This window comes from Rhizobium sp. BK049 (assembly GCF_014193135.1).
GTDB lineage: Bacteria > Pseudomonadota > Alphaproteobacteria > Rhizobiales > Rhizobiaceae > Rhizobium.
In genome coordinates, this window is sequence record NZ_JACHYV010000022.1 from 1 (window position 1) to 17784 (window position 17784).

The 17784-nt window shown below is 60.8% G+C and carries 16 protein-coding genes and 1 pseudogene; 6 read left to right on the plus strand and 11 right to left on the minus strand.

Going from position 1 to position 17784, the window contains the following annotated elements:
• Window positions 1–293: 293 nt before the first annotated feature.
• The gene (locus FHT70_RS21225; RefSeq protein ID WP_183704645.1) at window positions 294–1508 is read left to right on the plus strand and encodes a YbfB/YjiJ family MFS transporter; all 1215 of its coding nucleotides are present in this window, start codon (window positions 294–296) and stop codon (window positions 1506–1508) included.
• A gap of 123 nt (window positions 1509–1631) precedes the next feature.
• Window positions 1632–2897: a peptide antibiotic transporter SbmA gene (sbmA, locus tag FHT70_RS21230; protein ID WP_085778978.1), complete on the plus strand. Its 1266-nt coding sequence runs from the start codon at window positions 1632–1634 to the stop codon at window positions 2895–2897.
• 235 nt (window positions 2898–3132) lie between these two features.
• Here sbmA and FHT70_RS21235 read toward each other — a convergent pair whose 3' ends face one another.
• The gene (locus FHT70_RS21235) at window positions 3133–4122 is read right to left on the minus strand and encodes a polysaccharide deacetylase (protein ID WP_183704647.1); all 990 of its coding nucleotides are present in this window, start codon (window positions 4120–4122) and stop codon (window positions 3133–3135) included.
• Window positions 4123–4243: 121 nt separating this feature from the next.
• Between FHT70_RS21235 and FHT70_RS21240 the strand changes: the two genes are divergently transcribed.
• From FHT70_RS21240 to der, 3 genes are all read left to right on the plus strand, one after another.
• Window positions 4244–4828, plus strand: a complete 585-nt coding sequence (locus FHT70_RS21240; RefSeq protein WP_183704649.1) for an NnrU family protein — start codon at window positions 4244–4246, stop codon at window positions 4826–4828.
• 104 nt (window positions 4829–4932) lie between these two features.
• A complete protein-coding gene (locus FHT70_RS21245) occupies window positions 4933–5616 on the plus strand; it encodes a tetratricopeptide repeat protein (protein WP_085778974.1) in 684 nt (227 codons plus the stop codon).
• Window positions 5617–5632: 16 nt separating this feature from the next.
• Window positions 5633–7054, plus strand: a complete 1422-nt coding sequence (der, locus tag FHT70_RS21250; RefSeq protein ID WP_064804199.1) for a ribosome biogenesis GTPase Der — start codon at window positions 5633–5635, stop codon at window positions 7052–7054.
• A gap of 62 nt (window positions 7055–7116) precedes the next feature.
• Here der and FHT70_RS30725 read toward each other — a convergent pair.
• The 3 genes and pseudogenes from FHT70_RS30725 to FHT70_RS21265 all read right to left on the minus strand — a co-directional run.
• A pseudogene (locus FHT70_RS30725) lies at window positions 7117–7414 on the minus strand (MarR family transcriptional regulator); the annotation flags it as partial.
• A gap of 73 nt (window positions 7415–7487) precedes the next feature.
• Window positions 7488–8669, minus strand: a complete 1182-nt coding sequence (locus tag FHT70_RS21260; RefSeq protein WP_183704653.1) for a glycosyltransferase family 1 protein — start codon at window positions 8667–8669, stop codon at window positions 7488–7490.
• A gap of 235 nt (window positions 8670–8904) precedes the next feature.
• A complete protein-coding gene (locus tag FHT70_RS21265) occupies window positions 8905–9945 on the minus strand; it encodes a glutamine synthetase beta-grasp domain-containing protein (protein WP_011426340.1) in 1041 nt (346 codons plus the stop codon).
• A gap of 432 nt (window positions 9946–10377) precedes the next feature.
• Here FHT70_RS21265 and gstI point away from each other — a divergent pair, with 432 nt between their 5' ends.
• Window positions 10378–10569, plus strand: a complete 192-nt coding sequence (gene gstI, locus FHT70_RS21270; protein ID WP_097597128.1) for a glutamine synthetase translation inhibitor GstI — start codon at window positions 10378–10380, stop codon at window positions 10567–10569.
• 82 nt (window positions 10570–10651) lie between these two features.
• Here gstI and FHT70_RS21275 read toward each other — a convergent pair whose 3' ends face one another.
• From FHT70_RS21275 to FHT70_RS21305, 7 genes are all read right to left on the minus strand, one after another.
• Window positions 10652–11575, minus strand: a complete 924-nt coding sequence (locus FHT70_RS21275) for a sugar kinase (protein ID WP_183704655.1) — start codon at window positions 11573–11575, stop codon at window positions 10652–10654.
• Between the two features lie 184 nt (window positions 11576–11759).
• Window positions 11760–12101, minus strand: coding sequence for a hypothetical protein (locus FHT70_RS21280; RefSeq protein ID WP_011426337.1), 342 nt, complete (start codon window positions 12099–12101; stop codon window positions 11760–11762).
• A gap of 167 nt (window positions 12102–12268) precedes the next feature.
• Window positions 12269–13255 (minus strand): oligopeptide/dipeptide ABC transporter ATP-binding protein, encoded by a 987-nt coding sequence (locus FHT70_RS21285; RefSeq protein ID WP_183704657.1) that lies wholly within the window; start codon window positions 13253–13255, stop codon window positions 12269–12271.
• Window positions 13248–14249, minus strand: coding sequence for an ABC transporter ATP-binding protein (locus tag FHT70_RS21290; protein ID WP_183704659.1), 1002 nt, complete (start codon window positions 14247–14249; stop codon window positions 13248–13250). Before FHT70_RS21290 ends, FHT70_RS21285 begins: the two co-directional genes overlap by 8 nt.
• A gap of 1 nt (window position 14250) precedes the next feature.
• Window positions 14251–15168: an ABC transporter permease subunit gene (locus FHT70_RS21295; RefSeq protein ID WP_085778968.1), complete on the minus strand. Its 918-nt coding sequence runs from the start codon at window positions 15166–15168 to the stop codon at window positions 14251–14253.
• Complete coding sequence (locus FHT70_RS21300) at window positions 15165–16088, minus strand: ABC transporter permease subunit (protein WP_183704661.1); 924 nt, start codon at window positions 16086–16088, stop codon at window positions 15165–15167. The genes FHT70_RS21295 and FHT70_RS21300 overlap by 4 nt, the downstream gene beginning before the upstream one ends.
• Before the next feature lie 48 nt (window positions 16089–16136).
• Window positions 16137–17717 (minus strand): peptide ABC transporter substrate-binding protein, encoded by a 1581-nt coding sequence (locus FHT70_RS21305; protein ID WP_183704663.1) that lies wholly within the window; start codon window positions 17715–17717, stop codon window positions 16137–16139.
• Between the last annotated feature and the right edge of the window lie 67 nt (window positions 17718–17784).

The window sequence follows — 17784 nt, forward strand, 5'->3', positions numbered from 1 at the left end:
TGAGGCACGAGTTCGAAACCCAAGGATGACACGCATCCCCGTCGCGCAGCCCGTTTATACACCAACGGCAACGTACAAGGATAAGGCTCTCTTGGAGGCTGTGCCCATATTCCTGCGCCCGCGGTCATAAGCGCGGCATCCTTCAAAGCCGCTCATGCTGAGGTGCGCAGCCCATAGGGCGAAGCCTCGAAGCACGCCGCAACGCCGCTCCTTGCATCCATCGAACTCGGAGCGCTCACCTCATCCATCGACTTTCGCAGAATTGATCAATCAATCAGAAATAGTCGTTTGCGATGCCGGTGCTGCAGGGCGATAAGCGCTGCATGCTTTCTCGCCCACCCCATTCTTTACCAAACTTAGTTTCGACGGCCGCCGCCGGCGCCGTAGCCATGGCGGCGGCCATGGGCTTCGGGCGCTTCTCCTACACGCCGATCCTGCCCGGCATGATGAGCGGCGTGCCGCTTTCTGCGGCCGATGCCGGTTCTATTGCGTCGGCGAATTTCGTCGGCTATCTCGTCGGCGCCGTGCTGGCGGCCTATGGCTGGGCGGCGGGGCGCGAACGGCTGGTGGCGCTTGCAGCATTGCTGGCCAACGCAATCCTGCTCGCCGCAATGGCCGCCACCGATTCCGTTGCGGTCTTTGCCGTCATCCGGTTCCTCGCCGGTCTCGCCAGCGCTTTTGCGATGGTCTTCACTTCGTCGATCGTGCTGAGCCACGGTGCTGCTGCCGGCAACGACCATGTGCAGGCGGCGCATTTCGGCGGGCCTGGAGCGGGCATTGCGCTTTCGTCGGTCATGGTGCTCCTGATTGGTCTTGGCTTTCACGATGAGCCGGGCGGCTGGCGCGCCGATTGGATCGGCGGAGCGCTGTATTGCGCGGCAAGTCTCGCCGTGGTCTGGTGGCTCTTGCCCACGGCGCCGGCACAAACAGCGCGAACGGGCAAGGAACCGGCGCTCAACTGGAGTCGGCCGATGGTGCTTGTCACGCTCTCCTACGGCCTGTTCGGCTTCGGCTACGTCATCACGGCAACGTTTCTCGTCACCATCGCGCGGCTATCTGCGACGGGAGCTTTCATCGAGTTTCTCTGCTGGTTTATCGCCGGGGTGACGTCGGCGATTGCCCTCTTCGCCTGGAAGCCGCTGGTGAGGCCGCTTGGGCTCGGCGGCGTCTATGTCGCGGCGCTTCTCATCGAGGCCGCCGGTGTGCTCGCAACCGTAGCGCTGCCGCCCTCGGTCGCGCCGCTGATCGGCGGGGCGCTGTTCGGGGCGACGTTCCTTGCGATCACTGCCTACGGGCTGCAGATCGGCCGCAAGCTTTCCCCAGAGAGTCCGCGGCGGATCCTGGCGATGATGACGGCTGCCTTCGGCGTCGGCCAGATCGTCGGGCCGATTGTTGCCGGCTGGATTGCCGAACGCTCGGGCAGCTTTACCCTGCCGACGGTGATCGCTGCCGCAGCACTTCTTGTCTGCGCGGCGCTCGTAATGCCCGTCGTCAGGAAAATCGCCTAACCGGTTACATCTGCGTAACAATCGGCCAAACCCATTGCTGCTTCCTTCGAACTGCCGTAGTTTCCGGCACAATCAGTGTTCCGACACTCCCGAGACTCACAGTTCAGGAAAGCAAAGCCCCCCGTGTTTCATTCCTTCTTTCCCCAGCCGAAACCTTTCTTCATTTCGCTTGTCGTCTGGACGCTGATTTCAATATTGGGCTGGTATTTCTTCGCGGCCGGTCTCGGCGCGTCGCTTGGCTTTGCGCCGGTTCCCGAAGAGCAGCAGCCGATCGATCTTTCCTTCTTCTTGCTGCCCGAAAATGTCTGGTTCTACAGCTATTTCTTTCTCTCAGCGCTGATCTTCTGCGGCGCCTGGCATCTGATAGCGCGCAATCATCCCTGGAAGCTGTGGTCGATCTGGGGTTCGGCGCTCATCATTTTCGTGACCTATTTCGGCGTGCAGATCACGGTCGTGATCAACAATTGGCGCCGGCCGTTCGGCGATCTTCTGCAGAACGCCTTGTCGAAGCAGCCGGGCATTTCAGTGGATAATTTCTACAGCCTGATGTGGGTCTTCTGTCAGATCGCGTTCCTCAGCATGTTCGTGTCGATCATGACCGACTTCTTCACGAGCCACTACATCTTCCGCTGGCGCGCCGCGATGAACGATTTCTATATGTCGAAGTGGGAAAAGCTGCGTCACATCGAAGGCGCTTCACAGCGCGTGCAGGAAGACACTATGCGTTTTTCGAGTACGCTCGAAGGTCTCGGCATCAGCCTCATCAATTCGGTGATGACGCTTGTGGTCTTCCTTCCGATCCTTCTGGCGCTGTCGCATTATGTGACCGAACTACCGGTCATCGGACCGCTGGCGAATTCGCTCTTCTGGTTGGCGCTCTTCTGGTCGGCATTCGGCACGTTGCTTCTGGCGGTCGCCGGTATCAAGCTGCCGGGCCTGAACTTCCGCAATCAGCGCGTCGAAGCCGCCTATCGCAAGGAACTCGTCTACGGCGAGGATCATGCGGACCGGGCGCAGCCGCTGACGGTGAGGGAGCTTTTCAACAACGTACGGCGCAACTATTTCCGCATGTATTTCCACTACATGTATTTCAATGTCGCCCGCTATTTCTACATTCAGGCGGACGCGCTCTTCGTGATCTTCATGCTGGTGCCGACGATCGTGGCCGGGACGATCACTTACGGTATCTTCCAGCAGATCTCGACGGCCTTCGGCCAAGTCAGCAACTCGTTCCAGTATCTGGTCAATTCTTGGACGACGATCATCGAGCTGCTCTCCATTCACAAGCGCCTCAAGGCATTCGAGGCGGCCATCGACGACGAGCCGTTGCCGGCCATCGATCGGCACTATCTGGAACGAGAGGCGGGTGTCGTGCATGCGGATGGTTGATGGGTAGAGCCTGCCCCTGATCGAAAACGTCGGCGTGTGCGGCCCCCTCATCCGCCTGCCGGCACCTTCTCCCCGGGGGGAGAAGGGACTCGAGGCAGCCCCTCGTGATTATCCATTTCTTGAGAACATATCCGGCGACATCTCGATACCCCCTTCTCCCCAGCGGGGAGAAGGTGCCCGTTAGGGCGGATGAGGGGGCTACACGGCACCCCCGGTCGTTCTCAAAAGGCGCCCGTCAGAGCCCTGACGTCTGCTGCAGTTTCCCGCGTGCTTCGATCATCGGGATCGCTTCCGAATAGCTGACGCAGGCCACATCCGCCCGATGGCAGACGTCGCTGACCAGGCGGTCAAGCGCGCGCCAGTAGGCGCCGCCGTTCATTTCGACGAAATGGAAGCCGAGCTGGAGGGGGATGCGGTCGCCGTTATACTGGCTGTCGAAAACCTGGGAGAAGGCGGCGTAGGCGCGGTCCTCGAATGCCTTCGTATCCGCGCTGTCCTCCTGACCCTTGGAATGGCGAACGAAGAGGTTGTAGTCCATGCCGATGACCGGCTTTTCGCTGGGGCCTTCGGGAATCAGGGGGAGGCCGAAGCGGAGGATGCCGTCTTCCTCGACAGGCATCGCCGGGCCTTTGGTCACGAGGCTTGCGTCATAGGTGAAGCCCGCCTTCTTTTCGGCGGCGATCATGTCGGCGCCCGCCGTCGCCGAGAGATAGGGGGCGCGAAAGCCTTTGATGCCATGGTCGACCAGATCCTGCCAGCCGGCGGGTTCTTCGAGGCCGACGCTCTTCCAGGCATTTTTCAACGTAGCATGGAAGATCGCGTATTCGGCTGACCAGTCGGCTGCGCTCCAGAGGCGGCCGTCAAAATGGCCGCAGGCATGGCTTGCTATGTCGTGCCCTCCAAGATGTGCATGCCAGATATTGCCGAGGCGCTCGCGAATCTCGTCGTCACTCTGGGCAAAACCGACATTGGATTTGCCGCGTTTCTGGTGCGGCGCCTGGTAGGCTCTCTTCGCCGCCTCGTTCATCAGGAAGGTGCAGGAAAGGAAATAAGTGAAGTGGGCGCCGTTCTTCGCCGCCATCTCGCGGCTCTTCAGCCAGAGCGCGTTGTCATGGGCGCCGTCGAAAGAGATGATGACGAGTTGCTTCGGCAGGTCGGCCGCCTTTGCCGCCGCGGGAAGAACGAGGGAGGCGACCAGACAGGTGGCGAGAAGAGGACGAGACATGGGCACCGCGACAATTTGTTCGCGGTTTCCCTCCGATAGAATTGCGGCGAAGCTGCGGTCACAACTGGCATTTTTTCCCGCCAGCCGCTAAGCAATGTCAAACTGCACGGAAGGGACCGCAATGGTACTGCTTATCATCGGCATCATACTTTTTCTCGGTGTGCATCTGGTGCGGGTGGTGGCTCCTGGCCTGCGCCGCTCGATGATCGCAAGCCTCGGCGAGAAGGGTTGGCGGGCCGGGTATTCGATCGCGAGCATTCTCACGCTGATCCTCCTGATCTACGGTTTCGGCCAGGCGCGGCAGGTGACCGGCATGCTTTACAATCCGCCAGTGTGGACGGCGCATATCGCCATCACGCTGATGCTGATCGCGATGATCTGTCTCGTCGCCTCGCTGCTGCCGGCGGGGCATATAGCTACCAAGACCAAACATCCGATGGTGCTGTCGGTGAAGATCTGGGCGCTGGCGCATCTGCTCGCCAATGGCGAGACGTCGTCGGTCCTGCTGTTTGGGGCGTTTCTTGCCTGGGGCGTGATCGTGCGCATTTCGCTCAAGCGCCGCGAGCGGGCGGGCGAAATCACGCTAAGGCCCTTCGTCTCGGCCAAGTACGACCTCTATGCCGTCCTCATTGGCATCGTCGTCTGGGCTCTGACCATCTGGAAGCTGCACGAATGGCTGATCGGCGTTTCACCGCTCGCTACGTGACGAATCTTTCACATCCCCCTTACAACGGCGGCAAAATGGAGTAGAAGGCCGGGCAATGCGCATTTTGCGCAAAGTTATGGGTATTTCCGCGGCCGGAGACGAGAATGGCATTTAACGACGACAGCTTCATCCGTGAGGTCAATGAGGAATTGCGGTCCGACCAGATGAAGGGCGCCTGGCGCCGGTTCGGCCGCTATATTATTGTCGTCGCCATCCTGATCGTCGCCGGCACCGCCGGCAAGGTTCTCTACGAATATTGGGATGATACCCGCTCCTCCGGCGCCGGCGACCAGTTTTTGGCGGCGATGAAGCTTGCCGACGAGAACAAGAACGACGAGGCGCTGGCCGCGCTTGAAAAGCTGGAAAAGGAAGGCCATGGCGCCTATCCGGTGCTGGCGCGCATGCGGGCCGCGACCGTCCAGGCGCAGAAGGGCGATGCTGCTGCTGCAATCGCCGCCTTCAACGAGATCGGCAAAGACAACGGCGTGCCGGCTGCCGTGCGCGATGTCGCCAAAATGCGTGCGGGCTGGCTGCTGATCGAGAACGGTTCCTATGAGCAGGTTTCGGCCGCGATCGAAGAAATGGCCGTGCCGAGTAACGCCTTCCGTCATTCGGCGCGCGAAGCACTCGGTCTGGCCGCCTACAAGGCCGGCAACATGGCGCAAGCGCGGCAATGGTTCCAATCGATTGTCGACGACACCGGCAGCCCGCGTCCTGTTGCCAATCGGGCTCAGATGATGCTTGATCTCATTACCGCATCCGGCAAGGCGCCCGCCGCGCAGGGCTGAGTTTTAAGGAAAAAGAATGAGTTTCACGGTCGCCATCGTCGGTCGTCCGAATGTCGGCAAGTCGACGCTTTTCAACCGTCTGGTGGGCAAGAAGCTTGCGCTCGTCGATGATACACCCGGCGTGACGCGCGACCGCCGGCCGGGTGATGCGCGGCTGATGGGGCTGACCTTTACGATTATTGACACGGCCGGTCTGGAAGAAGCCGACGAGGAGAGCCTGCAGGGCCGCATGCGCGCGCAGACCGAAGCGGCAATCGACGAGGCCGATCTTTCGCTTTTCGTCGTCGACGCCAAGAACGGGCTGACACCGGTCGATACCGCGCTTGCCGAAATGCTGCGCCGGCGCGGCAAGCCGGTCGTGCTCGTCGCCAACAAATCCGAAGCGCGCGGCTCCGACAGCGGCTTCTATGACGCCTATACACTGGGGCTGGGCGAGCCGACGCCGATTTCGGCCGAGCACGGGCAAGGCATGCTCGATCTGCGCGACGCGATCGTCGAGGCGATTGGCAAGGACAGGGCCTATGCCAAGGAGGATGTTGCCGTCACGGACGTCGATATTCCCCACTCGGCTGATGAGGGTGAGGACGAGGACGAAGAGCCAGCTTATGACGAGACCAAGCCGCTGCGAGTGGCAATCGTCGGCCGGCCAAATGCGGGCAAATCGACGCTGATCAATCGCTTTCTCGGCGAGGATCGGCTTTTGACCGGCCCGGAAGCAGGCATCACCCGCGATTCCATCTCGGTCGAATGGGACTGGCGCGGCCGCACCATCAAGATGTTCGACACCGCTGGCATGCGCCGCAAAGCGCGGGTGACGGAGAAGCTGGAAAAACTTTCGGTCGCCGATGCGCTGCGCGCCATCCGTTTTGCCGAAACCGTCGTCATCGTTTTCGATGCGACAATCCCGTTCGAGAAGCAGGACCTGCAGATTGTCGACCTGGTGCTGCGTGAGGGCCGCGCGGCCGTGCTTGCCTTCAACAAATGGGACATGATCGAGGACCGCCAGGCGGTGCTTGCGGATCTCCGCGAAAAGACCGACCGGTTGCTGCCGCAGGCGCGCGGCATTCGCGCCGTGCCGATCTCCGGCCAGACCGGCTGGGGGCTCGACAAGCTGATGCAGTCGATCATTGATACGGACAGGGTCTGGAACAAGCGTATTTCGACGGCGCGGCTCAATCGCTGGCTGGAGACGCAGCAGATCCAGCATCCGCCACCGGCTGTTTCCGGCCGCCGCATCAAGCTGAAGTACATGACACAGGTCAAGGCGCGTCCGCCGGCCTTCATGATTTCCTGCACCCGCTCGGACGCGCTGCCGGAATCCTATACGCGCTACCTGATCAACGGGTTACGCGCCGATTTCGACATGCCGAGCGTGCCGATCCGCATCCATTTCCGTTCGCCTGATAATCCGTACGAGTCGAAGAAGAGACGGACGTAGGGCGCGCTTGCAATGATTGGCGGCCCATTAGCCCTGCGCCATGCGGCAGCCATCTGCAGGTGCTAAGCCACGCTTCTATTCAGCGCTTCGCTCAGCGCTAAGATCTCGGATAGCAGCCCGCTGAAATCGACTGCATCACGGCCGATCTCGGCGGCGATGCAGTCGGTGATGATGGTTTTTTCTTGTAGGTGCTTGCCTTCCCCCGTCGGCCGAAGCACGACCACGCGTTGGTCATCCTCGCGCCTGATGTAGCCGGCGCCTTTCCAGGCGTTCGAGCAATGGGGTCCGGGAGTGTGATTCCAGGAAGAGCTTTTCGCAGAGGCTGCCGACGCTCTGGCCGTTCTCGCCTCACAGCGCGACCCTAACGCCGGCCGTCCGCGGCACGATTGTGGTCGCGAACGATACGCTTCTAGGCCTGCACAAAAGGGAACGATCAATCTCCAGAAGGGAGAGGCCCGGCGTTTTCGCCGGGCTTTCTGCTTCTTGGAAGCGACTTGGCAAATTGCCACGCCTTCTTCCATTTCGGCGTGATCACGCCGTTGGCGGCGCGAATGTTGTTAATGAACTGCTGCGCCGCCGCTTCCCAGGAATATTGCATGGCGAGAGCATGCGCCTTCTCGCGAGAAGCCGAGAGGGCAGCAAGGCAGGCGGCGCGCAGGTCCGTGTCGAGCGCGCCGACTTCGCTGTCTTCACCGATGATGTCGAGAGGGCCGGTCACCGGGTAGGCGGCGACCGGCACGCCCGAGGCCAACGCTTCGAGGATGGTGTTGCCGAAGGTGTCGGTGACCGAGGGGAAGACGAAGACGTCGGCCTGGGCATAGGCTTGCGCCAGCTCCTCGCCGAACTTCACGCCGGCGAAGAAAGCATCGGGATATTGCTTTTCGAGCTCGGCGCGCGCCGGCCCATCGCCGACGACGACCTTCGAGCCCGGCAGATCGAGCTCAAGGAAGGCCGGCAGATTCTTTTCTAATGCCACGCGGCCGACGGTCATGAAGATCGGGCGCGCCAGGCCGAACGGCTTTTCCTCGAGCGCCATAGGGCGGAACTGCGCGGCGTCGATGCCGCGGCTCCAGGGCATGAGATTGCGGATGCGTTTTTCCGACAGTTCACGCGCAAGGCTCGGTGTCGCCACCATGCAGCCGGCGCCGCCATTGTGGAACCAGCGGATGAAGGAATAGAGCCAGCTCTTCGGGATCGGCAGGCGGGCCGTGACATATTCCGGGAAGCGGGTGTGGTAGCTCGTCGAAAACGGCATGCGGTTCTTCAGGCACCAGCGGCGGGCAGTGAGCCCGAGCGGCCCTTCGGTGGCGATATGCACGTAGGAGGGATTGTGCTTTGCGATCTCGCGGGCAATGCGGCGATAACTGGCGATCGACAGACGGATCTCGGGATAAGTGGGGCAGGGGATGCTGTTGAAACGCTCCGGCGTCACCATCCCAACCTCGACGCCCATCTTTGCCAGTTCGCGATTGGTGTTCTCGATCGAGCGCACCACGCCGTTGACCTGCGGATGCCAGGCATCGGTGACGATCACCAGCCGTTCCGGCAGTTTGCCGGCCGAGGTGGCATTGGCCCAGCTCTCGCCGCTGTAAGTGTTTGCCGGACGTTGCAGCATATCGCGATTTCCATCCGCGTTGCAGTGATCTGTCAACGCTCAACCCCAAAGCGGGGTTCCGGAACGGCGATTCCCGCTTGTCTATTTTGAGGCATGACCATGATGGAAATATTACAGCCGCTTGCCAGTCTTTTCAGGCATTTAGCGGTCCGATCGGCGCGAATATGTCAGCGGCCGATCATCATCAGGCAGAAAGAATCACGGCGCCGGTCGAGGACCGGCGCCGCTTGGGAGGTTAGGCGGCAGCGGAAGCCGAACCGGCGAGCGGAACTTCCGAGATCGTCTTCAGAACCTGCGAAGCGATCTGGTAGGGGCAGCCCTGGGAGTTCGGGCGGCGATCTTCCAGATAGCCCTTGTAGTCGTTCTTGATGAAGGAGTGCGGCACGCGGATCGAAGCGCCACGATCGGCAACGCCGTAGGAGAACTTGTTCCACGGAGCCGTCTCGTGCTTGCCGGTCAGGCGCTTGTCGTTGTCAGGACCGTAAACGTTGATGTGGTCCATCAGGTTCTTTTCGAACTGCGCCATCAGCGCTTCGAAGTAGGCCTTGCCGCCGACTTCGCGCATGTACTTAGTCGAGAAGTTGCAATGCATGCCCGAGCCATTCCAGTCGGTGTCGCCGAGCGGCTTGCAGTGATATTCGATGTCGATGCCGTATTTTTCGGTCAGACGCTGCAGCAGGTAGCGTGCCATCCAGATCTGGTCGGCAGCCTTCTTGGAGCCCTTGCCGAAAATCTGGAATTCCCACTGGCCCTTGGCCACTTCGGCGTTGATGCCTTCGTGGTTGATGCCGGCAGCGAGGCAGAGATCGAGATGCTCTTCGACGATTTCACGGGCGACGTCGCCGACATTCGAATAGCCGACGCCGGTGTAGTAGGGGCCCTGCGGAGCCGGATAGCCTTGCTCGGGGAAGCCGAGCGGGCGGCCGTTCTGGTAGAAGAAATATTCCTGCTCGAAGCCGAACCAGGCATCTTCGTCGTCGAGGATGGTGGCACGGGCGTTGCTCGGGTGCGGCGTGACGCCATCGGGCATCATGACTTCGCACATGACGAGAACGCCGTTGGTGCGGGCCGGGTCGGGATAGATGGCGACGGGCTTCAGCACGCAATCGGAGCTGCGGCCTTCGGCCTGCATCGTCGACGATCCGTCAAAGCCCCAGAGCGGAAGCTGTTCCAGCGTCGGGAAGGCGTCGAATTCCTTGATCTGCGTCTTGCCACGCAGGTTCGGTACCGGGGTGTACCCATCGAGCCAAATATACTCGAGCTTATATTTTGTCATCGTGACTCTCTCAATACGACGAAGGTGAGCAAACCCGGAGACGATCTGGGCGCGCAAACGCATCCGACCGCCAGGGGATGCACCTATTGAAGCACGTAGCGTGCCAGTTTGATCGCGGGCGAAGGAAAAATTGTAAATCAGCCAGTCAATCCGCGCTTTTCCTTTCTCGAAGGAAGCCCGTTTGGACGATCGAAGATTGATTCATCAGGAGGATAGAGAGGTTTTCTGCCTCGGAACCGGATGAAAAATTGGGCGTTAGTCTGAAACGGTGAAGTGTTGAACAAATAGGCGGAAGCTTCAGCCATAGACAGCATATGGATCAATCATTAGTTAGATCATGCATTTATTTTGTGCAATTTGCATAAAGGATGTGCATCATGCTATGGTCGCGGTCCTGATGTCGATGCGCCGAACGGAATGGAGGCGAGTCTCATGCCCACCGGTTTCCATCGTGAATCCGCGACGATCTACCAGTTTCCCGTCAAGCCGACGCGGGCCGCAAGCCGGTTCGAACGCGCCAGGCTGATGGAGCGCGAGGCGGCTGATGTCTGCGACGCCGCGCTCGATAGCTGCTGGTATCATGACGAGGCGGTTCGCGAGACAGATCGGCCGACGAAGTCCTGATTTTCATCCCTTAAGGGGGAGGCATGCCGACAAGGCGGGGAGCGCCCGCGCATGGCATATGTACGGTCGTCATGCGCGGGCTTCAGGCGCCGCTCAACCCGAGCTTCTCTCTTGCAATCAACGCCCCATGCTCACTGACGACGCGAGCCGCAACGCCTGCGGCGAAGCGCGCAGCGGCCGGCGCGTCTTGACTCTCGAGATATCGTGCGAGAAAGGCACCATTGAAACTGTCGCCGGCGCTGGTGGTGTCGACGACCTTCTCGACCTTTTCGGCCGGCACGAAGGTCTCCTCGCCGCCGAAATTCAAGGTAACGCCGTCTGCGCCATTTTTGACCACGACATCGAGAGCACCCAGCGCGCGGTAGCGATGGATGGTCGCCTCGATGGAATCGTCGCCGAAATGGGCGGCCTCGTCGTCAAAGCTCGGCATGACGAGCACGGAGGAGCGGGCGCCTTCGCTAATCGTCGCATGCATCACGTCGTAGCTCGACCAGAGGCGTGGACGGATGTTGGGGTCGAAAACCACGAGCTTGCCGGCTGCCTTGGCGCGGCGGATTTCGGCGAGCAGCGTTGCGGCATCCTCCTGCGGCAGGATGGCAAGGGTGATGCCGGAGAAATAAACGATGTCAGCGCTTTCCACCGCCTCGCGCAGATGATCCGGATCGGCAGCCAGGCTGCGGGCAGCCGAACTGTCGCGCCAATAGCTGAAGGAGCGTTCGCCGTTCTTCAGATTGATCATGTAGAGGCCAGGCGTCTTGCCCTTGATGCGGCGAACGAGGTTCGTGCCGATACCCGCTCCGGCGATAAAGGCAGCCATCTCGTCCGACATGGCGTCGTCTCCGAGCGCGGTGAAATAATCGACCGACCAATCGGGGCCGAGGCAAGCGCGGGCATACCAGGCGGTATTGAAGGTATCGCCGGCAAAACCCTTGCGCAGCAGGCCGTCGCCGGCCTGCGAGAGCTCCACCATGCATTCACCGATCGACAGAAACCGTCTTCCGTTCACCTTGTCCTCCCGGCGTCGGAGCGCCGCTGATGCAACAGGCCGCTCTATCGCTTCGAATTAACGCTTCATCCGCTGATACGCGGAGCCGGGCGGAGTGACAAGCGTCGATATTGCAAGCGCCATTGCGACAAGGAACCGAAAGCCGCCTTCGCGGGCAAGCGAAGGCGGCGAGCGCGAAAGGTGTTTATTCGTGGATGGTGTAGCTGCCGAGCGCGCAAAGATCCTGCGTGTCTTCGGTGGTGTCGAGGTCCGAGTCTTCGTCGAATTCGAAGCGCATGTCGTATTTGCAGACGGTACGGCCGTCGGCGATGGTGATGTTCACGGTCTCGCCTGGATTGAGGACATCCTCTCCGAACACGTCTTCTTCCCAGCTGTTGACGCCTGTCGGCGAACTGTAGAAGCGTGTCAGGACGGACTTGGTCCCGTTGGTGAGCTGGAATTTCAGATCTTCGGCATGTGACGATACGGCGGAGGTGGCGATGATCGCAGCGGCAAGCGCGATCAATCCTGATAGTTTCGATTTCATATTGCGTTCCCCAAGCCCATGATTGGGCGGAGGCAGGGATAGCATGCGCGCATCTAAATCTTTGTTATCGGAGATTATAGATTCCGACGCATGTGTGTTTTGGCCGATTCACTGCGAAGGGGACGTGACAAGTGTTACGAGCGAAGGCCGCTTCATGCGGCCTCCACTCACGGCCGGTCCATATGATAGCAGGCCGCCTTCTGACCGGGACGAACCTCTTCGGTCGGCGGCATTTCCGTGCGGCAGATGTCGGTCGCCTTCCAGCAGCGGGGAGAGAAGACGCAGCCTTTCGGCGGGTTGAGCGGCGAGGGCGGATCGCCCTGCAGGCGGATGCGGGTGCGCAGGCGCGCAAGCTTCGGATCCGGGATCGGTGCGGCGGAAAACAGCGCCTGTGTATAGGGGTGAGCGGGATGATCGAAGACAGTGGCGCAGTCGCCTGATTCCACCACGCGGCCGAGATAGAGTACTAGCACATCATCGGAGATCAGGCGCACGACCGAGAGGTCGTGGCTGATGAAGATCAGCGTCAGGCCGAACTCCCTACGCAGCCTGCGCAGAAGCGTGATGACCTGGCCCTGAATTGAAACGTCGAGGGCCGAAACGGGCTCGTCACAGACAATGAGCTTCGGTTTGGTGATGATCGCACGCGCAATGCCGATGCGTTGCGCCTGGCCGCCGGAGAATTCGTGCGGATAGCGGTTGATCATCTCCGGCACCAGGCCGACGGCGCCCATGATTTCGCGCACGCGCTGGGTACGCTCGGCCTTCGAAAGCTTCGGTTCGAAGACAGTGAGCGGTTCGGCGATGATGTCTCCAACCGTCATGCGCGGGTCGAGCGAGGCGATCGGATCCTGGAAGATGATCTGCATGTCTCGGCGAGCGGCACGCATTTCCTCCTCCGTGAGGTCGAGAAGATTGCGGCCCTGCCAGAGGATGCGGCCCTTCTGCGATTTCAAGAGCCGCAGAATGGACCGGCCGAGTGTGGATTTACCGCAGCCGGATTCGCCGACCACACCGAGCGTGCGGCCTTCGGCGAGATCGAAGCTGACATTGTTGACGGCGGTGAGGAAGACCGGCGGCTTGAAGAGGCCTTTCGCCGGCAGTTCGAACTGGGTGGTGAGGTTTTCGACCCTGAGCAGCGATCGATCAGCCATGGTTCAGCAACTCCTCACGGCGCGGAAACGGATGGTAGCAGGCCGCACAGTGGCGCGGCGCCAACGGTTCGAGGGAAGGCGGACGGTCGATGCAATCATCCTGGACCTGCGAACAGCGCGGCGAAAAATTGCAGCCCTTCGGCAGGTGCTGCAGATTCGGCGGGCGGCCGGGGATGACGACGAGATCATCGACATCCTGGTCCGGGCGCGGGATCGAGGCATGCAGCGCGGCCGTATAAGGATGGGCGGGATTATCGAAGAGTTCGTCGACCGGCGCCTCCTCGACGATGCGGCCGGCATACATGACGGCGACGCGGTCGGCGAGACCGGCAACGACGCCAAGATCGTGGGTGATCATGACAAGCGCCGTGTTCATCTCCGCTGTCAGATCGTTGAAAAGGTCGAGGATCTGCGCCTGGATGGTCACGTCGAGCGCCGTCGTCGGCTCGTCGGCGATCAGGAGCTTCGGCTTGGTGAGCAGCGCCATGGCGATGACGATGCGCTGACGCATGCCGCCTGACAGTTCGTGCGGATAGAGGTGGAAGCGCCGCGTCGGGTCGGGGATGCCGACGCGTTTGAGCATGTCGAGGGCGGCGTCCGAAGCGGCGCGCGACGTCAGGCCGCGGTGAACCTCCAACTGTTCCGTCAGCTGCCGCGAAATCTTCAGCGACGGGTTCAGCGCTGTCATCGGGTCCTGGAAGACCATGGCCATGTCCTTGCCGCGGATCTGGTCGAGCTCGCGCGGTTTCAGCGACAGCACGTCCTTGCCTTCGAGCAGCGCCTGTCCCGCCGTCCGGCCGTTCTTGGCAAGCAGGCCCATGATGCCGAGGAAGGTCTGGCTCTTGCCGGAGCCGGACTCGCCGACGATGGCGATGCGCTCGCCGCGCCGCACCGTGAGGTTCATGTTGGAGACCGCCTTCACCTCGCCGTCGGGCGTTGCGAAGGTGATCGAGTAATCCTTGAGTTCGAGCAGGATGTCTTTTTCTTGGAACATTCTATCGATCCTTCGGGTCGAACGCGTCGCGCAGGCCGTCTCCGATGAAGAGCAGGCTGAGCAGCAGGGCGACGAGGAAGCTTGCCGGGAAGATCAGCAGCCAGGGCATGCTTTCCATCGCATCGGTCCCTTCCGCGATCAGAGTGCCGAGCGAGGTCAGCGGTTCCTGCACGCCGAAGCCGAGATAGGAAAGGAAGCTTTCCGTGGCGATGATCTCAGGCACTGTCAGCGCCGCAAAAATGACCACCGGCCCGACGAGGTTCGGGATGATGTGCTTGACGATGATCTTGAACGGCCGCTGCCCGGATGCGCGGGCCGCTTCGATGAATTCGCGATGCTTGATCGACAGCGTCTGGCCGCGCACGATGCGGGCCATTGTCAGCCATTCCAGCGCGCCGATCGCGGCAAAGAGCAGATAGACGTTGCGGCCGAAGATCACCATCAGCAGGATGACGAAGAGGATGTAGGGAAGCGCGTACATGATGTCGACGAAGCGCATCATGATTGCATCCAGCCTCCCGCCGATATAGCCCGATATCGCGCCATAGAGTACGCCGATGACGACCGAGACGACAGTCGCCGTCAGCGCCACGGCCAGTGAGACGCGGGTGCCGTAGAGCACGCGGGCGAGAAGGTCGCGGCCGTTCGGGTCGGTGCCGAAATAATGGCCGGTCTCGATCGAGGGCGGGATGCGGAACGCGGCCCAATCCGGGTCCTCGTAGTTGAAGGGAATGAACCAGGGACCGAGGAAGGCGGCGAGGATCAGGAGCCCGAGGACGGCGATCGACAGAACGGCCGCCTTGTTGCGCCCGAGGCGGCGAAGCGCATCCCTGGTGAGCGAACGGCCTTCGGGCGCCAGGCCTTCGGCCTGCAGAAGCTCCTCTGCGAGCAGTTCGCGTTTTGCGGGATTGAGGATCATCGGTTTCTCACTTTCGGATCGAGCCACGCATAGGCGATATCGACGAGAAGGTTCAGGAACACGATCAGCACCATGTAGAAGATGACCGTTCCGAGAACCATGCCGTAGTCGCGGTTCAACGCCGCATTGACGAAGTAGCGGCCGATGCCGGGCAATCCGAAGATGCTCTCGACAACCAGCGAGCCGGTGAGAAGGTAGCTTGCCGCCGGTCCGAGATAGGAGACGACCGGCATCATGGCGGGCTTCAGCGCGTGGCGCATCACCGTCAGCCGCGGGCCGATGCCCTTGGCCTTGGCAGTGCGGATGAAGTTCTGGTTCATCACTTCGATCATCGACCCGCGGGTTATGCGCGAGATGCGTCCGGCATGGGGCAGGGCGAGAACGACGATCGGCAGGACAAGGAATTTGAGCGAGCCGTCACCCCAGCCGCCGACCGGAAACCAGGCAAGATGGATGCCGAAGATCAATTGCAGGATCGGCGCGATCAGGAAGTTCGGCAGCACGACGCCGATCAGGATCAGGCTACCGAGAATGTAGTCCGGCGTCTTGTTCTGATAGAGCGCCCCGAGACAGCCGACGGTCACGCCGACGAGGATGGCGAGCAGGAAAGCAGCCGTGCCGATCGTGAAGGTATAGGGCAGACCGATCATGATCTGCTGAGCGACGCTGAAATCCTCACTGGAGAACGAGGGGCCGAGATCGCCCTTGAGCAGATCTCCGACGTAGAGCAGGTATTGCTGGATCAGCGGCTTGTCGAGATTGTAGTGGGCCGCAAGATTCTTGAGGATGACCGGCGGCAATGGCCTTTCGCCATCGAAGGGGCCGCCGGGAGCAAGGCGCAGGACGAAAAACGAGGCTGTCACGGCGATCCACATGACGGGGATCGTCGACAGCAGGCGACGGAGAGCGTATTTGATCATGGTCGTGGGCCGGTCCTTCCCGCAGTGTGCGGGAAGGACCGTTTTCCCTTACTCTTTCATCGACAGCCAGCGCGTGCGGTGGATGTCCTGGATGTTGTCGACGAAGCCTTCGATCTTTGGCGAAACGACATTCTTCGAGACGTAATAGTAGATCGGCAGGGCGGCGGATTCATCAAGCGCCAGTTGCTCGGCCTTCTTGAAGATTTCGGCGCGCTTGGTGAGGTCCGTCTGCGCATTGCCGTCCTTGATCAGCTTGTCATATTCAGGATTGGACCAGCGGCCGTAATTCATCTGCACGCCCGTCACCAGGAGGTTCAGGAAATTGTCCGGGTCGTTGTAATCGGCAAGCCAGCCCGCACGGCCGATTTCCACCTGGCCGCGCTGCATCTGGTCGTAATGCACCTTGGTTTCGGCGTTGACGAGCTCGACATCGACGCCCAGCGGCTTCCACATCGAAGCGATCGCGACGGCGATGCGCTTGTGGTTGTCATTGGTATTGTAGCTGAGGACCGCGTGGAGCGGCTTATCTGGGCCAAATCCGGCGTCGGCAAGCAGCTTCTTGGCCTCGGCGACCTTGTCCTTGTAAGGCAGGTCCTTCCAGCTGACATAGGCCGGCTCGCCGTAATTGGCAGTGCCTGGCGGAACCCAGGAATAGGCCGGAAGCTCGCCCGTGCCGAGGATCTGCGGGCCGATCACTTCGCGGTTGATCGCCATGGAGAGAGCCTGGCGGACGCGCTTGTCGCTGAAAGGAGGCTTCTGCGAGTTGACGACGTAATAATAGAGGCCGGAGAAGGGGGCGACATGCGCCTGGCCCGGCAGGTTCTTCTTCATCCATTCGTACTGGTCTGTGGGAAAATCGGTGAGGATGTCGAATTCGCCGGCGCGGTAGCGTTTCAGCGCCGCTTCCTGGTCTTCAAGCACGAAGAACTTGGCGCCGTCTATCTTCAGGTCCTTGGTGCCGTACCACTGGTCGTTCTTGACTGTTGTGACGTGCGAGCCGGGAACCCACTCGACCGGCTTATAGGGGCCGTTGGTGACGATGTTGCCGATCTTGACCCAATCCTGGCCCTTCGCCTCGACGACATGTTTCGGAAGCGGATAGGCGGTGTAGTGCATCAGCGCGTTGATGAAGTATGGCGTCGGATTTTCCAGGATGATTTCGAGCGTCTTGTCGTCGATCGCCTTGACGCCAAGCTGGCTGAGATCGGTGATCTCGCCCTTATTGATCTTTTCGGCGTTCTTGATGGTGAACTGCAAATAGGCGTAGTCGGCGGCGTTCTTCGGATCGACGAGGCGCTGGAAGGCGAAGACGAAGTCTCCTGCCGTTACCGGCTGGCCATCGGACCACTTGATGCCGTCGCGGAGCTTGAAGGTGTAGACCTTGCCGTCAGGCGAAATGGTCCAGCTTTCGGCCTGGCCAGGCACCGGATTGTCCTTGGCGTCTTCGGTGACGAGGCCTTCGAAAATGTCGCCGGCAATACGATTCTCCCAGTCGCCGGAAAGTTTCTGCGGATCGAGCGACTGCGGATCGCCACCATTGTGGATGTTGAGCGTCGCCGCGTGCGCCGAAAACGCCAGCAATGTGCCAAGCATTGCGGAGGCGAGAAATTTTTTCGTGAACTTGTTCATCGTGGGTCCACCTTTCTAGGCTTTGCGCCTTTATTAGACATCTGTTCCCGGTTTTCGACCTCTTACG

Coding starts and splice junctions, on each gene's coding strand:
- gstI (WP_097597128.1), top strand. CDS start 10,378: ATGCCCACCGGTTTCCATCGTGAATCCGCGACGATCTACCAGTTTCCC.
- FHT70_RS21265 (WP_011426340.1), bottom strand. CDS start 9,945: ATGACAAAATATAAGCTCGAGTATATTTGGCTCGATGGGTACACCCCG.
- FHT70_RS21225 (WP_183704645.1), top strand. CDS start 294: ATGCCGGTGCTGCAGGGCGATAAGCGCTGCATGCTTTCTCGCCCACCC.
- FHT70_RS21240 (WP_183704649.1), top strand. CDS start 4,244: ATGGTACTGCTTATCATCGGCATCATACTTTTTCTCGGTGTGCATCTG.
- FHT70_RS21285 (WP_183704657.1), bottom strand. CDS start 13,255: ATGGCTGATCGATCGCTGCTCAGGGTCGAAAACCTCACCACCCAGTTC.
- FHT70_RS21260 (WP_183704653.1), bottom strand. CDS start 8,669: ATGCTGCAACGTCCGGCAAACACTTACAGCGGCGAGAGCTGGGCCAAT.
- FHT70_RS21280 (WP_011426337.1), bottom strand. CDS start 12,101: ATGAAATCGAAACTATCAGGATTGATCGCGCTTGCCGCTGCGATCATC.
- der (WP_064804199.1), top strand. CDS start 5,633: ATGAGTTTCACGGTCGCCATCGTCGGTCGTCCGAATGTCGGCAAGTCG.
- FHT70_RS21290 (WP_183704659.1), bottom strand. CDS start 14,249: ATGTTCCAAGAAAAAGACATCCTGCTCGAACTCAAGGATTACTCGATC.
- FHT70_RS21235 (WP_183704647.1), bottom strand. CDS start 4,122: ATGTCTCGTCCTCTTCTCGCCACCTGTCTGGTCGCCTCCCTCGTTCTT.
- FHT70_RS21245 (WP_085778974.1), top strand. CDS start 4,933: ATGGCATTTAACGACGACAGCTTCATCCGTGAGGTCAATGAGGAATTG.
- FHT70_RS21300 (WP_183704661.1), bottom strand. CDS start 16,088: ATGATCAAATACGCTCTCCGTCGCCTGCTGTCGACGATCCCCGTCATG.
- FHT70_RS21305 (WP_183704663.1), bottom strand. CDS start 17,717: ATGAACAAGTTCACGAAAAAATTTCTCGCCTCCGCAATGCTTGGCACA.
- FHT70_RS21295 (WP_085778968.1), bottom strand. CDS start 15,168: ATGATCCTCAATCCCGCAAAACGCGAACTGCTCGCAGAGGAGCTTCTG.